The 16,354-nt window shown below is 44.4% G+C and carries 13 protein-coding genes; 7 read left to right on the forward strand and 6 right to left on the reverse strand.

Going from position 1 to position 16,354, the window contains the following annotated elements; genetic code table 11:
* Positions 1-229: 229 nt before the first annotated feature.
* Entirely contained in the window at positions 230-1,063 is an 834-nt protein-coding gene (djlA, locus tag AAHH42_RS13495) for a co-chaperone DjlA (protein WP_072550578.1), read from the reverse strand.
* A 130-nt stretch (positions 1,064-1,193) separates the two neighbouring features.
* On the opposite strand from djlA, the gene lptD reads away from it, so the two are divergent.
* The 7 genes from lptD (at position 1,194) to uvrB (ending at position 10,046) form a co-directional block, all read left to right on the forward strand.
* On the forward strand, positions 1,194-3,524 hold the full coding sequence (gene lptD, locus AAHH42_RS13500; protein WP_342221355.1) for an LPS assembly protein LptD: 2,331 nt from the start codon (positions 1,194-1,196) through the stop codon (positions 3,522-3,524).
* A gap of 41 nt (positions 3,525-3,565) precedes the next feature.
* Positions 3,566-4,867, forward strand: coding sequence for a peptidylprolyl isomerase SurA (surA, locus tag AAHH42_RS13505; RefSeq protein WP_072550576.1), 1,302 nt, complete (start codon positions 3,566-3,568; stop codon positions 4,865-4,867).
* On the forward strand, positions 4,845-5,894 hold the full coding sequence (pdxA, locus tag AAHH42_RS13510; protein ID WP_119797236.1) for a 4-hydroxythreonine-4-phosphate dehydrogenase PdxA: 1,050 nt from the start codon (positions 4,845-4,847) through the stop codon (positions 5,892-5,894). The genes surA and pdxA overlap by 23 nt, the downstream gene beginning before the upstream one ends.
* A gap of 36 nt (positions 5,895-5,930) precedes the next feature.
* Positions 5,931-6,758: a 16S rRNA (adenine(1518)-N(6)/adenine(1519)-N(6))-dimethyltransferase RsmA gene (gene rsmA, locus AAHH42_RS13515; protein ID WP_342221356.1), complete on the forward strand. Its 828-nt coding sequence runs from the start codon at positions 5,931-5,933 to the stop codon at positions 6,756-6,758.
* Positions 6,758-7,135, forward strand: coding sequence for a Co2+/Mg2+ efflux protein ApaG (gene apaG / locus AAHH42_RS13520; RefSeq protein ID WP_072550573.1), 378 nt, complete (start codon positions 6,758-6,760; stop codon positions 7,133-7,135). Before rsmA ends, apaG begins: the two co-directional genes overlap by 1 nt.
* Positions 7,136-7,137: 2 nt before the next feature.
* A complete protein-coding gene (gene apaH / locus AAHH42_RS13525) occupies positions 7,138-7,959 on the forward strand; it encodes a bis(5'-nucleosyl)-tetraphosphatase (symmetrical) ApaH (RefSeq protein ID WP_342221357.1) in 822 nt (273 codons plus the stop codon).
* Positions 7,960-8,027: 68 nt separating this feature from the next.
* Positions 8,028-10,046: an excinuclease ABC subunit UvrB gene (gene uvrB / locus AAHH42_RS13530; protein ID WP_342221358.1), complete on the forward strand. Its 2,019-nt coding sequence runs from the start codon at positions 8,028-8,030 to the stop codon at positions 10,044-10,046.
* A gap of 268 nt (positions 10,047-10,314) precedes the next feature.
* Here uvrB and crl read toward each other — a convergent pair whose 3' ends face one another.
* The 5 genes from crl to efp form a co-directional block, all read right to left on the reverse strand.
* The gene (gene crl / locus AAHH42_RS13535) at positions 10,315-10,713 is read right to left on the reverse strand and encodes a sigma factor-binding protein Crl (protein WP_342221359.1); all 399 of its coding nucleotides are present in this window, start codon (positions 10,711-10,713) and stop codon (positions 10,315-10,317) included.
* 183 nt (positions 10,714-10,896) lie between these two features.
* Complete coding sequence (gene nhaA, locus AAHH42_RS13540) at positions 10,897-12,078, reverse strand: Na+/H+ antiporter NhaA (RefSeq protein ID WP_072550569.1); 1,182 nt, start codon at positions 12,076-12,078, stop codon at positions 10,897-10,899.
* A 329-nt stretch (positions 12,079-12,407) separates the two neighbouring features.
* Entirely contained in the window at positions 12,408-13,517 is a 1,110-nt protein-coding gene (dnaJ, locus tag AAHH42_RS13545) for a molecular chaperone DnaJ (protein WP_342221360.1), read from the reverse strand.
* A 109-nt stretch (positions 13,518-13,626) separates the two neighbouring features.
* Positions 13,627-15,585: a molecular chaperone DnaK gene (gene dnaK, locus AAHH42_RS13550; protein WP_342221361.1), complete on the reverse strand. Its 1,959-nt coding sequence runs from the start codon at positions 15,583-15,585 to the stop codon at positions 13,627-13,629.
* 200 nt (positions 15,586-15,785) lie between these two features.
* On the reverse strand, positions 15,786-16,352 hold the full coding sequence (efp, locus tag AAHH42_RS13555) for an elongation factor P (RefSeq protein WP_072550582.1): 567 nt from the start codon (positions 16,350-16,352) through the stop codon (positions 15,786-15,788).
* Between the last annotated feature and the right edge of the window lie 2 nt (positions 16,353-16,354).

The raw sequence follows: 16,354 nt of genomic DNA on the forward strand, positions 1-16,354 counted from the left end.
TTTTCCACAGCTATACAGCAGCAGTGATATTGCGTTAATCACTGTGTTTTTGCCGTAATTTAATGGTTTTTAATATTTTTATTAATACCTTTATCAATATAATCTCTTACAATTGCAAATAACATCAGTGTAACTACTTAGCCAGGACTTAACAGATCTTACTCATTTTTAAATAATAATAGAGAGAGGGTTGATACTCCAAGGAATGATAATCAACCTATCGGGTAATTCACCTAAACCCAAGCTGACGCTTAATTAAATCATAAGCCGCCTGGATCTCCTGGGTTTTTTCTTTCGCCATTTCCATCATTTCAGGAGGTAAACCTTTTGCCAGTAACTTATCAGGATGATGCTCGCTCATTAATTTTCTATAGGCACGCTTAATGACCACACTGTCATCACTAGGCTTCACCCCTAATACTTTACAAGCATCCGCTAATGTAGGTACCTGAGTTGTCTGTTTAAAACTGCCCTGTTGATTTCCACCAGCATAACCTTGCCAATTTTCCTTGCTACCAAACTGACGCCCTCCTTCCATCATACTAATAAACTGATCAAACTGGGTACGAGAAATACCCAGTTCTTCGGCAATCACATACAATACCTGCCGCTCATTCGGATGGAGAGAGCCATCAGCAAAAGCCGCCTGGAATTGGATCTCTAGAAACATGCGGATCAGATCAAAATGTCCAAAACACATGTTGCGCAATTCTTTTAGCTTAGCTCTGAGTGGAAAATGCTGTTGCTTACCCTCACGAAAGGCTTGCTGTGCCGCGATACGTGCGGAACCATGCAAATGCATACGCTCCATTAATTGATTAGCGAGCTGAATATCAACCTCTGTCACTCGCCCTTTGGCTTTACTCAGGTGCCCCATCACTTGAAAAGTGCAACGGAAAAAAAGCGATTGTCGTGTTTGTTGATCGGCAAAAAACCCCCGGCGCCGCATATTGCACGCCTTGTCTACCGTATGACCAATAAACAACCCTAATAATATCCCCCAGAAACCGATACCGGACATCAATCCTAATATCAGACCGAGCAGTTTTCCCCAATACTGCATATACTCCTCAATTCATCATGCCGTCAGTTAAAATTTGCATTATCATACTCGGCATCTAGTTCATAACCCGACGGCGAAACCGACAAACAGCCTAACTTAATCTTAGCGTAACGGTGATGAGTCATAAAATATGAAAAAAAAAGCCCCAACACTGCTGGCTACCCTGATCTGGACGGTATTTTATGGCCAATACGCATTGGCTGATCTCGCCGAGCAATGTATGCTCGGTGTACCTACATACGATGAACCCTTAGTGAGCGGTGATATTAATCAACTTCCCGTTGATATCCAAGCAAATAAAACCGAAGGCCATTATCCATACAATGCGCGATTTATTGGTGACGTCATCATACAGCAAGGTAACAGTACACTGACTGCCAATCAAGTCGAACTACATCAGACGCAAAAAGACCGTCAGACCGTACCAGTACGCACTCTAACTGCAACAGGTAATGTCAACTATGACGACCCAGATATCAAGCTAAAAGGATCGAAAGGCTGGTCGAACCTGAATACCAAAGATACCAATGTGGATCAAGGTCAGTACCAAATGGTCGGTCGTCAGGGCCGTGGTGATGCCGATGTGATGAAGTTGCGCAGTGAAAACCGTTATACTATTTTAGAAAATGGAACCTTCACTTCTTGCCTGCCTGCCGATAACAGCTGGAGCATCAAAGGCTCCGAAGTCATCCATGACCGTGAAGAACAAGTTGCCGAAATATGGAATGCTCGCTTTAGAATTGGTGGAGTCCCCGTGTTCTATAGTCCTTACTTACAATTGCCTGTAGGAGATAAGCGCCGCTCCGGTTTCCTGATCCCCGATGTTGCTTACACTAGCAGTAACTATTTCGAGTTCAGCCAACCTTATTACTGGAATATTGCCCCGAATCTTGATGCCACAATCACTACGCGCTATCTGCGTAAACGGGGGATTCAATGGCAAAATCAGTTCCGTTATCTGTTAGCACCCGGAAACGGTTCTATGGCGTTAGAATGGCTACCCAACGATAAAGCTTATACGGGTACTGACATCCATGATAAAAATAAGACCCGCTGGTTATACAATTGGCGACATAGTGGTGTAATGGATAACGTATGGCGTTTCAGTGTCAATTATACCAGGATCAGTGACGCAAAATATTTTAGCGATCTGGTTTCTCCCTATGGCTCGACCACTGATGGTTATGCCACACAAATATTCAGTGCCGGTTACGCACAAAAAAGCTGGAACGCGACTCTCTCTTCTAAACAGTTCCAGGTATTTACTGGTGGGGGTAATGAAGATGCCTATCGCGCTCAGCCGCAGCTAGATATAAATTACTACAAAAATAATATCGGGCCTTTTGATCTGTATACCTATGGTCAGGTGGTGAAGTTTACTAGCGTTAACCCAAATAATCCTAAAGCTAATCGTTTTCATGTCGAATCGGCAATTAATTTGCCTTTGGCTAATAGCTGGAGCAGCCTAAATACTGAAACCAAACTGATGGCTACCCATTATCAGCAAGACGTTCCCGCGAATTTTGCCGATACCTATAAAGATTCCGTCAATAGGGTAATACCGCAATTTAAGGTTGATGGAAAAGTGGTGTTTGACCGAGTGATGGATTGGAATAGTCGCTTTACACAAACGTTGGAACCGCGAGCGCAATACCTCTACAGCCCTTACCGTAACCAGGACGATATCTATATTTACGACACCACCTTACTACAAACCGATTATAACGGTTTATTCCGTGATCGTAGCTATAGCGGTCTGGACCGCATCGCCTCTGCCAATCAAATTGCTACGGGTTTAACCTCACGTATTTTTGATGATACTCTAGTAGAACGTTTTAACGTTTCTCTTGGTCAGATTTATTACTTCAGTCATGCGGGTTCTGGGCGTAGCACTGTGATCGATGACAATGATGATATTGGCAGTCTGGTCTGGGCAGGAGACAGTAACTGGAAAATTACCGACGAATGGAGGGTGAGAGGAGGAACACAATATGACACCCGGCTAGGAAGTTTGACACAGGGTAATGGAATAATGGAGTATCGACACGATGCCGAGCGAGTATTTCAATTGAACTATCGCTACGCCAGCCCAGAATATATCAAGGCTTCGCTACCAAAACGAAAAGACAACCCCTTCTATCAACAAGGTATTTCACAGATCGGTGTTGCAACCAGTTTGCCACTAGCTGATCGTTGGGCCGTAGTGGGTGCCTATTACTATGATACCAAAGCACGTCAACCGGCTAGCGAGCTAGTCGGTTTACAATACACCACCTGTTGTTGGGCAGTAAACTTCGGTTACGAACGCAAAATCACGGGTTGGGATGGAAAATATAACAACAGTAAATATGACAAACGTATATCATTTAATCTTCAATTACGTGGTTTGAGTAGCAATTACAGCCTGGGTACTCGTGACATGTTAAGTGCAGGAATTTTGCCCTATCAAAGTGCATTTTAATTTTAACCCGCACATGCGGATGACATAAGTGGAAATAAGATATGAAGAACTGGAGAACGCTAATCCTCGGGCTAGTGGTGTGCACCAATAGCGCGTTCGCAGCACCACAGGAGATCGATAGAACCGCAGCCATCGTCAATAACGGCGTAGTACTACAAAGTGACGTCACTAATCTGATGCGGTCAGTGAAGTTGAATGCCCAGCAAACAGGCCAACAACTTCCTGACAATGTAAAATTACATCATCAAATCCTTGAACAATTGATCATGGACAGTATCCAGTTACAGATGGCCCAAAAGATGGGTATCAATATATCTGATGACGATTTGGATAAAGCCATCACCAATATTGCGATACAAAATCGGATGACGATTGATCAAATGCGCAGCCGGTTGGCAAAAGAAGGCATCGATTATAAAAACTACCGCACACAAATCCGTAAAGAAATGCTGACATCAGAAGTGCGCAATAATGAGGTTCGACGCCGTATCACCATTTTGCCACAAGAGGTTGAATCACTGGCACAACAAATCTCTAGCCAGACAGATGAAGACACAGAGCTGAATCTCAGCCACATTCTCATCCCGGTGCCAGAAAATCCGTCTCAGCAACAGAAAGATCAAGCTGAAAGACAGGCGAATAAAATCGTAGCTGAGATCAAGGAAGGCGCTGATTTTGCCAAGTTGGCTATCGCCAACTCGTCTGATCCACAAGCACTAAAAGGCGGTCAAATGGGCTGGAGTAAACGGCAAGAGCTACCAAGCTTGTTTGCCGCAAAATTACATTCAGCCAATAAAGGCGATATTATCGGTCCGATACGTTCCGGGATAGGTTTTCATATTTTAAAAATCAATGATATACGTGGAGCAGATAAAGCGATATCGATAACCGAAGTACATGCACGGCATATCCTACTCAAACCTTCGATTATGATGACCGACAATCAAGCACAAGCCAAATTACAGGCCATCGCGCAGGAAATAAAAAATGGTAAAACTCATTTTGCTACTGTCGCGAAAGAAATTTCTGAAGATCCCGGTTCTGCGGGGCAGGGTGGTGATCTCGGTTGGGCTGCACCCGATATCTATGATCCCGCTTTCCGTAATGCATTACTAAAACTCAAAAAAGGAGCGATTAGCGCGCCCGTTCATTCGTCATTTGGCTGGCATTTGATTGAATTACTTGATACACGTAAAGTAGATCGAACCGATGCTGTGCAAAAAAATCGTGCCTATCGGATGCTTTTTACCCGTAAATTTGCTGAAGAAGCTCAAAGTTGGATGCAACAACAACGTGCAGCGGCCTATGTGAAAATTCTTGATGGTCATGATGTACAAAAATAAGCCGACAAGTTATCAACCCATCGTCATTACCCCTGGCGAGCCTGCTGGGGTCGGACTGGATCTGGTGATCGCCCTCGCCCAACAGACTTGGCCGATTGAACTGGTGGTCTGTGCCGATCGTGATGCATTGCTTGAGCGTGCCGAACAACTACAGTTACCATTAAAATTGCTCGAATATCAGCCGGTTTCTCAGCAAACAAACCCGCCAATAAAAGCAGGTAAATCACAGTTGGCTAGGACATTAACCGTGCTACCAATCAAAACCAACGCGCCTGTGGTGGCAGGTAAACTTGAGGTACAAAACGGCAGTTACGTCGTGGAAACATTGGCGCGTGCCTGTGATGGTTGCCTAAACGGTGAGTTTTCAGCATTAGTTACCGGTCCAGTACAAAAAAGCATTATCAACGAAGCTGGTATTCCCTTTATCGGGCATACCGAGTTTTTTGCGGCGCGTAGCCACTGCCCAGCTGTCGTCATGATGCTAGCCACAGAAGAGCTACGAGTTGCACTGGCGACCACACATTTAGCCTTGTCACAGGTGCCCATAGCCATTACCCAAACGAGTCTGCGCCAAGTTATTACCATTCTCCATCATGATCTTAAAAATAAATTCGCTATTAATCAGCCTAAAATTTATGTCTGTGGATTGAACCCTCATGCAGGCGAAGGGGGTCATATGGGGCGTGAAGAAATAGATGTTATTATCCCGGTATTGACATCATTGCGTGAAGAAGGAATGCAACTTATTGGTCCACTGCCTGCAGACACGTTATTTCAGCCGAAATATCTGAAAGAGGCTGATGCAGTACTTGCTATGTACCATGATCAGGGATTACCGGTGTTAAAATATCAAGGCTTTGGTCGGGCAACGAATATTACTCTTGGCTTACCTTTTATTCGTACCTCAGTCGATCACGGCACTGCATTAGAACTCGCCGCAAGTGGTCAAGCCAATGCCGGCAGTTTTACCATGGCATTAAATTTAGCCATTAAAATGATAACTGACACAGGGACGCTCAAAATATGATCACAAAATTGCGTAACATCCAAATGATAAATAATAATGCATAATAGAATCCACCAAGGGCATTTTGCCCGTAAACGGTTTGGGCAAAACTTTTTAAACGATCACTGTGTTATCGATAGCATCGTTTCGGCTATTCACCCTCTGCCAGGCGAAGCAGTGATTGAAATTGGGCCAGGCTTAGGGGCATTAACCGAGCCAGTAGCAGATCGTCTGGACAAGATGACGGTCATTGAGTTGGATCGCGACCTCGCTACCCGTCTTATTAATCATCCTAAACTCAAAGATAAGCTGATTGTCCATCAGCAAGATGCCATGAAAACAGATTTTTCCGCACTCGCGAAGCTTGCAGGGCAACCGCTGCGTGTATTCGGTAATCTGCCCTATAATATTTCTACCCCATTGATGTTTCGTCTTTTCGGCTATACTAACACAATCAGTGACATGCATTTTATGTTGCAAAAAGAGGTGGTTAAGCGTTTGGTTGCCGCGCCAGATAGCAAGGCATATGGCCGTTTAACGGTAATGGCACAGTATTATTGCCGAATTATTCCCGTGCTAGAAGTACCGTCGACGGCGTTTACGCCCGCTCCTAAAGTTGACTCTGCAGTGGTGCGCTTGACGCCACACCGACAGCAACCTAATCCAGTGAGCGATATTCGTCTTCTTGGGCTCATTACCACTCAGGCGTTTAATCAGCGGCGGAAGACCATTCGTAACAGCTTAGGAGAATTATTCACTCCCGAGCAATTGACCAAGCTTAGTATCGATCCCGCTTTTAGAGCTGAAAATGTCACTGTAGCGCAATATTGTAGACTGACTAATTGGCTTTCAGATCAAGCGACCCATAGCAACAGGAGCCTTTGATGATTGAACAGCCCTTGATTTGTACACAAATACAAAGTGTCTATTTAGAAAGCCAATCGATACCTGAAGAGGAACGCTATGTCTTCGCCTACACCGTGACTATTCGCAATTTAGGACGTTCAAGAGTCCAACTACTCAGTCGTTATTGGCTCATCACGAATGGTAATGGCAGTAAAACTGAGGTTCGAGGTGATGGCGTCGTGGGAGAGCAGCCCGTCATCTTACCGGCGAGTGAATTCCAATATACCAGTGGTGCGGTTCTTGAAACACCTTTGGGTATGATGGAAGGATATTATGAAATGGTTGATCATCTCGGTCATCCGTTTCAGGTTTTGATCCCGGTTTTTCGCCTAGCTATTCCGATTATGATCCATTAATCATGTCTACCTATCTTATCGGCGATGTTCATGGCTGTTTTGCTGAACTTCGTGCTCTATTAGCACAAGTTAATTTTGATGTGCAACAAGATACATTGTGGCTAACTGGCGATTTAGTCGCCCGTGGATCCGCATCATTGGCGGTATTACGTTATCTTCGTGCTCTCGGATCTGGTGTACGCATCGTGTTGGGTAACCATGATCTGCATTTATTGGCAGTACACGCCGGTATCAGTCGTAATAAGCCGAAAGACCACCTTACCGAGTTGCTCAATGCCCACGACATCGATGAGTTGATCAATTGGCTACGCCGTCAACCCCTGTTGCAAATTGATCACGCGTTAAAACTTATCATGGTCCATGCAGGTATCAGCCCACAATGGGATATCAAAACAGCACAAAGCTGTGCCCGTGAAGTTGAAGCCGTACTCAGTAGTGACAGTTATCCACTGTTTCTCAATGCCATGTACAGTGATACACCCAATAGTTGGGATCCTGAACGTTCAGGATTGGCACGCCTACGTTTTAGCACTAATGTACTGACACGAATGCGTTACTGTTTTCCACATGGGCAACTGGATATGCTCTGTAAAGATAAACCTGAAAATGCTCCCTTTCCTTTGGCACCCTGGTTTGAGCTGCCGCGTTTGATTGATGCCGATTATGCTGTTGCTTTTGGTCACTGGGCATCCTTGCAGGGAACAGGAACACCAACAGGTATTTATGCATTGGACACGGGCTGTTGCTGGGGGGGTCAACTAACCCTGTTACGTTGGGAAGATAAACGTTATTTTACACAGCCCGCAGAACATATCCCTGTTTAGTCATTATCCGTTACACACCACCCGCATACTTAATCTTCTAACCCGATGTTGTTGCAGGTAGCTAATTCATGAGTAAAGCATTTAAACTGCATACCGATTTAAAACCTGCCGGTGATCAACCCGAAGCAATCCGTCAACTGGAAAAAGGGTTGACAAACGGCCTGGCCCATCAAACCCTGCTAGGCGTAACGGGCTCGGGTAAAACCTTTACTGTGGCTAATGTCATCGCCAATGTTAACCGACCCACCATGATCCTCGCACCCAACAAAACACTGGCGGCACAACTGTACGGCGAAATGAAAGCATTTTTTCCTAACAATGCAGTGGAATATTTCGTTTCTTATTACGATTACTATCAGCCTGAAGCTTATGTCCCCAGTTCAGATACCTTTATTGAAAAAGATTCAGCGATCAATGAGCATATCGAACAAATGCGTTTATCTGCTACCAAAGCTTTGCTTGAACGACAGGACGTGATCGTTGTTGCCTCGGTATCGGCAATTTATGGTTTGGGCGATCCAGAACGCTATCTGAAAATGATATTACATCTTACTCATGGCATGATTATTAATCAGCGTAAAATCTTGGCCAGTCTGACGGAATTACAATATAAACGTAATGATCAGGTATTTCAGCGTGGTACTTTCCGGGTACGTGGTGAAGTCATCGATATCTTCCCTGCCGAATCGGATAAACAGGCGGTGCGAGTGGAATTATTTGATGAGGAAGTAGAGCGTTTATCATTGTTTGATCCCTTGACCGGTCAGTTGTTGTGTGAAGTGCCTCGTTTCACTGTGTATCCAAAAACGCATTATGCCACGCCACGTGAATCTATCCTGCAGGCAATGGAAGCAATAAAAATAGAGTTGCAACAGCGACGCCAAACCCTGTTGTCCAATAATAAACTACTGGAAAAACAGCGGATTACTCAGCGGACTCAATTTGATCTTGAAATGATGAATGAATTGGGCTACTGCTCTGGTATTGAAAATTACTCACGCTATCTTTCAGGCCGTGCGGAAGGAGAGCCACCACCGACGCTATTCGATTATTTGCCAACTGATGGCGTATTAATCGTTGATGAATCTCACGTCACTATACCGCAAATCGGCGCGATGTATAAAGGCGACCGTTCCCGCAAAGAAAATTTAGTGGCCTATGGTTTCCGCTTGCCTTCAGCATTGGATAATCGCCCAATGCGTTTTGAAGAATTTGAAGCCTTGGCACCACAAACTATCTATGTATCAGCGACACCCAGTCAATATGAATTGGAGAAATCCGCCGGTGATGTGGTTGAACAGTTAGTGCGCCCGACAGGTTTACTCGATCCTTTAATTGAAGTACGACCGGTTATCACTCAAGTCGATGACCTCTTATCAGAGATACGCAAACGAGTTGCGAGCAATGAACGAATACTGGTGACAACGCTAACCAAACGTATGGCAGAAGATCTGACCGAATATTTGCAAGAACATGGTGAACGGGTACGTTATTTGCATTCGGATATTGATACCGTAGAACGTGTTGAAATTATCCGCGATTTACGCCTTGGCAAATTTGATGTGTTAGTGGGGATTAACTTATTGCGCGAAGGGCTAGATATCCCTGAAGTCTCATTAGTCGCTATCCTGGACGCAGATAAAGAGGGCTTTTTACGTTCTGAACGTTCACTGATCCAGACTATTGGTCGTGCTGCTCGCAATCTGAATGGTAAAGCTATTTTATATGGCGATAGCATTACCGTTTCAATGGAAAAAGCCATTAATGAAACAGAACGACGACGAGCCAGACAGCATGCCTATAACGAAGAACGCGGGATCACCCCTCAGGGTCTAAACAAAAAAGTTGGCGATATACTGCAATTAGGGCAGTCTTATTCTTTACGTGGTAAGGGAAAAAATCGAGGAACGAGAGCAGAGGAGACTACAGGTAGCTATCAGGCTCTAACAGCGAAAGCGCTGGAACGTAAAATTCGTGAGTTAGAAGAGCAAATGTATATCCATGCACGAGATCTCGAGTTCGAACAGGCCTCAGTGCTGAGGGATCAAGTACAGCAGATGCGCCAGCAATTTATTGCTACTTCCTGACAAGATTCCTTTCCTCACAACAAAGTAGAAGGAGAGATTATTCTCATCGTCTTGTCATATAGCTGCGCGATTTAATTTTGATTAGCACTCAAACATGAGCCACTCCATAGATTTATTCCTCAATGTATCCATTAGCAACAAAATTAAATCGCGCAGCTATACCCTCTACCGGTTACCGCATCATAAAGCCGTTTATTAGACTTCTTGCAGAACCTACTGCATGCTGCAAGAAGTCTATTGATAGGCAACCATCATGCAAAAACACAGTTTATACCAAAAGCTCAGTACACTGATCGCTGTGATCTTGTGCTGCTTCGAGTGTCATTTCCATAGTGATTAACATATCATGCAATCGTTTATGGAAAGTTCGTAACGTGGTTTTTAACGCTTCCTGTGTTTCAGGATCTTTAATCTTTTCAGTCCGCGAGCCTTTCTCTTTACTGTATAAACCTAGCTGATAGCTGTAGGTAAATCCCTCTTCTTTAAATTTGAGTTCCATCCACCACCCCCAAAATTGACGCTTCTCTGCCATCAGTTTCACATTGACGCATATCGCTAAACAATCAAAGAAAAAATAATCGTTTTGACACTGCTCCTCACGCAAATAAGGGCCTAACACTGAGAAACTCTTCATCAATTTACTTTTTGGATGAGCGCTTAACGTCATTCTTCAGTCTCCTTGTTTTCCATCAACTTTTTTCCTAGCGCAACCTGTGACTACAGTAGACTTCTTGCAAAACTGTAGCGAGTACTGCAAAGTCAAGGCGCCTGAGTGCAGCAACCGCGCAGTACATGAAGATTGCTAGCACCCCGTAACGCAAAATGGGTATATCCTGACATATCGATAAATTTAATCGCCTTTCACCGCTCTCAGTGGCGGTAATGTGAAACGTAGCAGAAAGTAACCGACGACTGCCGCGGCAGTCGAACCAAGCAATATTCCCAGTTTAGAATAAGTGAGTAAACTGATATCCACACCGTCAAAAGCCAGTGAAGCGATAAATATTGACATAGTGAAACCGATACCACAAAGGACAGCAACCGAAAAAATCTGTTTGAAATTAATCGAATGAGGCAATTTAGCGACACCGGATTTAACGGCCAGCCAGCTAAAAACAAAAATTCCCAGTGGCTTGCCTATAAATAAACCACAGGCAATGCCTAATGGCAGTAACGCCGTTAACCCTGGGATCGACACCCCTGTTAAAGACACGCCGGCATTAGCAAAAGCAAATAAAGGTAAGATAAGGTAGGCGACCCATGGATGTAAACTGTGTTCCAGAGTCTCAGAAGGCGAGCGTTTATCCGATGTATGTAATGGTATCATAAAGCCAAGGATCACCCCTGCCAAGGTAGCATGTACGCCAGATTTAAGAATACTCACCCACAATACCAGACCGACTATCACATACACCGAGGTTTTCCCTACCCCACGCCAGTTCATATAAGCCAGTAATGCGATAGCCACCGCAGCAATACCAAGCGCCGGCAAAGAAACTTCATTAGTATAGAAAAAAGCGATGATAATGATGACCCCAAGATCATCAATAATAGCCAATGCCAACAAAAAAACTTTTAGGCTGGTTGGCACTCTATTACCCAATAAAGCCATCACCCCAAGGGCAAAGGCAATATCGGTCGCAGCAGGGATAGCCCATCCCTGACGGGTAATCTCATCCGCACCATTAAACAGTAAATAGATCACAGCAGGCACTAACATACCTCCCAGAGCAGCAATAGCCGGAAACACCGCTTTATCACGCCCCGCGAGAGATCCTTGCAATAACTCACGTTTTACTTCCAATCCCACGACCAGAAAGAAAATCGCCATCAAGCCATCGTTAATCCATAGTAATAGCGGTTTATCGATCTCCAATGAAGCAATTTTTACCACAACCGGTGTATCGATAAACATCTGATAAAAATTATACAATGGACTATTTGCGAGAGTCAGTGCCACAATTGCAGTCATTATTAAAATAAGGCCACCTGCTGCCTCTAAACGCAAAAACTGACGAATAATATTTTTCACAATGAATACCCCTTAGCATCGGATGAGGACACCAGTAGACTTCTTGCAAAACCATAGCAAGTGTGATGAAGTCAAAGCGCCTGACGTGTGCCGCAACCGCAGTGTACATGCGAGTACATGAAGATTACGAGCACCACGTAACGCAAAATTCGCAGCACGTAGTCGGTTTTGCAAGAAGTCTAGTACTTTTCCCCCGGAGTCTACACCGATTACACCACCATTACACTTAAGTGTTGATCTAACAACGAAATAAAAAATCCTCGACGAATACCGAGGATTTTTTATTTTACTCACACAGCCTGAATAGACAAGCGATAAAAATATTTTTATCAACGAGTTAAATCATCAAAAAACTTTTTAACACCGTCCAGGAAACTTTTCGAACGTGGACTATTTTTTTCATCCGCCGTACCTGAAAAACTACGCAACAACTGTTTTTGTTCTTCATTCAAGTTAACGGGTGTCTCAACGACAACACGACAGAATAAATCACCTTTATCACTACCACGGACAGATTTAACACCTTTGCCACGGAGACGGAACGACTTGTTCGTTTGCGTTTCCGCGGATATTTTTAATTTAATCCGACCCTCTAAGGTGGGTACTTCAATTTCACCCCCCAAGGCAGCTGCTGCAAAATTAATAGGGACGTCACAATACAGATCATTGCCATCACGCTTAAAAATCGGATGGGATTTTACTTCTACCTGAACGTATAAATCGCCATCACCAGCACCTTCACCAGACAAACGAATACGGTCTCCTGTATCCACGCCAGCAGGAACTTGCACCGACAAAGTTTTAGATTTTTCTCGCTGTCCCTTTCCACCACATTTACTGCACTTATCTTTAGTGATTTTGCCACTACCCGCGCAATGAGGGCAAGTTTGCTGTACAGTAAAGAAGCCTTGTTTTATACATACTTCACCATTGCCTTTGCAAGTAGGACAGGCCGGCTGAGAACTACCGGGTCTCGCACCACTGCCGTGGCAACCATCACAGGTCTTCAGGGTTGAGAAGCTAATTTCTTTGGTAACACCGCGCACAGCTTCTTCCAGTGTCAACTTCAGGTCATAACGCAGATCCGAACCACGGCGGCGTTGGCTGCTGCTCTGGCTACGCCCTCCCCCAAAAAAACTCTGAAATATATCACCCAGGTCTTCGCCAAAATCGCCACCGAAACCGGCAGCTGATGAAGGTCCCCCCATTCCGCCAGCTTGGAAAGCGGCATGACCGTATTGATCGTATGCCGCCCGTTTTTCCTTATCGCTTAAAATTTTATTAGCTTCGTTAACTTCCTTGAATTTAGCTTCAGCGTCCTTCTCCTGATTACGATCAGGATGGTATTTATTTGCTTTCTTTCTATAGGCTTTTTTGATTTCATCATCTGTCGCATTTCTACCGACGCCTAAAACCTCGTAATAATCTCTATCCGCCATTATTTCTTCCTACCCTTCACATACGCGCACGGGCGCAGAGTTGCCTCAACGCCCGTGCCGGTTTTCAGCCGTAGTAACTACTACTACCACCGTGCCCGCTTAAAGGCGATTATTTTTTATTCTTTTTTTGCTCGTCATCTTTTACTTCTTCGAACTCAGCGTCAACAATGTCATCTTCTGTTTTAGCCTTAGCACCGTTATCACTCGATCCCGATGTATCGGCTTGTTGCTGCACCGCTTCCAGTAGTTTGCTTGAGTATTGTTCCAGCTTCTGAATTTTTGCAGTCATTTCATCTTTGTCTTCACCTTTAGCCGCAGTCTTCAGTGCAGTTAACGCTTCTTCAATGGCAGTTTTATCTTCTGCCACCAACTTGTCGCCAACGTCTTTTAGCTGCTTTTCCGTGCTATGAATCAGATGATCAGCCTGATTACGTGTCTGCACCAATTGCTCAAACTTAAGGTCATTTTCAGCGTTAGCTTTCGCATCCTCTACCATTTTTTGGATTTCTGCTTCTTCCAGACCCGAGGAAGCTTTAATGGTGATCTTTTGCTCACGCCCACTGTTTTTGTCTTTCGCAGAAACATGCAAAATACCATCGGCATCAATATCAAAGGTAACTTCAATTTGAGGCATACCACGCTGTGTTGGTGCAATACCATCGAGGTTAAATTGACCCAAGGATTTATTGTCACTAACACGTTTACGTTCACCCTGTAGCACATGAATAGTTACTGCAGACTGGTTATCTTCCGCAGTAGAAAAAACTTGGCTGTGCTTGGTGGGAACAGTCGTATTCTTGGTGATTAATGCTGTCATCACCCCACCCATCGTCTCAATACCGAGTGATAACGGAGTCACATCAAGCAATAACACATCTTTCACGTCACCAGCAAGAACACCACCCTGAACGGCTGCACCGATAGCGACAGCTTCATCTGGGTTGACATCTTTACGGGGTTCTTTACCAAAGAATTCAGCAACTTTCTTCTGTACCATCGGCATACGCGTCTGACCGCCAACCAAAACGACATCCTGAATCTTATCAACAGACAGGTTCGCATCTTTCAACGCCACTTTTAACGGTTCGATGGAACGTTTGACCAAGTCCTCTACCAGTGACTCCAGTTTTGTCCTCGTCACCTTAATATTCATGTGTTTTGGACCAGAAGCATCGGCAGTAACATATGGCAGGTTAACATCCGTCTGTTGAGCGGAAGAAAGTTCGATTTTCGCTTTTTCTGCCGCTTCTTTCAGACGCTGCATTGCCAAGGGATCCTGACGTAAATCAATACCCTGTTCTTTCTTAAACTCTTCAACCAGATAATTAATCAAGCGGTTATCGAAGTCTTCACCGCCGAGATGCGTGTCGCCATTGGTTGCCAGCACTTCAAAGGTTTTCTCACCATCAGTGTCGCTGATTTCAATAATAGAGATATCGAAAGTACCCCCACCCAGATCATAAACGGCAATCGTGCGATCACCCTTTTCTTTATCTAGTCCGTAAGCCAAAGCAGCGGCGGTAGGTTCATTGATAATACGCTTTACTTCCAAACCAGCAATACGACCTGCATCTTTGGTTGCCTGACGTTGAGCATCGTTAAAATAAGCAGGTACAGTGATAACCGCCGCAGTAACCGTTTCACCGAGATAATCTTCCGCCGTTTTCTTCATTTTTTTCAGTATTTCGGCAGAAATTTGCGGAGGCGCCATCTTCTCGCCTCTCACCTCGACCCAAGCATCACCGTTATCAGCGGCAACGATCTTATACGGCATGATACCTTTATCACGTTGTGCTTCCTCGTCTTCAAAACGACGACCAATCAAACGTTTGATGGCATACAGTGTATTTTGTGGATTGGTGACAGCCTGACGCTTAGCCGGTTGCCCCACCAAAATTTCTCCATTTTCAGTATAGGCAACAACAGAAGGCGTAGTACGATCACCTTCGCTGTTTTCCAGAACACGTGCCTTTTTACCATCCATAACAGCGACACAAGAGTTCGTCGTACCCAAGTCGATACCAATAATTTTAGATCTATTCTTTTTTTGCTGCTGTTGTTCAGTCATCTGAAATTACCCCAAAAAAATTTATCATCAACCTGCGGAAGGATGGTTAATTCTCAACTGCCTATTAATTCCATCACACCACAATATTAGTTATTACAGTTAGCAGATAAGATGGGGTCATGCATCACAGCATCAAGGGGAGAAATGAAAAAAATTATTTTTTATCGCCTTAGGCCGTCTTTTTCCCAAGTTAAAAACTGTTATTTAACACGAGAAACATATTCACCAGAGCGGGTATCCACTTTAATTATTTCACCTTGTTGCACAAACAACGGTACCTTAACCACCGCACCCGTACTCAAGGTTGCCGGCTTACCACCGGTACCTGCGGTATCCCCTTTCAACCCCGGATCAGTGTCAACAATTTTAAGTTCAATAAAATTCGGCGGACTCACTGCAATTGGCTGACCATTCCACAAAGTCAAAACACATTCGGCCTGTTCCACCAGCCATTTTGCATTTGCAGCAACAGCCTTCTTATCGGCAGCTAATTGCTCAAAATTGTCGTTATTCATGAAATGCCAAAATTCACCGTCGTTATATAAATAGGTCAAGTTCATATCGACCACATCCGCCGAGGGAACAGTATCAGTAGACTTGAAAGTTTTTTCCAATAATTTACCGGAAACCAGCTTACGAATACGGGTACGGGCAAATGCCTGCCCTTTGCCTGGTTTAACGAATTCACTGTCAATAATGGAACAGGGTTCGCCGTCTAACATGATTTTAAGACCGGAACGAAATTCGTTGCTAGAATAAGTCGCCATGA

The organism is Candidatus Fukatsuia endosymbiont of Tuberolachnus salignus (assembly GCF_964030845.1).
Classification (GTDB): domain Bacteria; phylum Pseudomonadota; class Gammaproteobacteria; order Enterobacterales; family Enterobacteriaceae; genus Fukatsuia; species Fukatsuia symbiotica.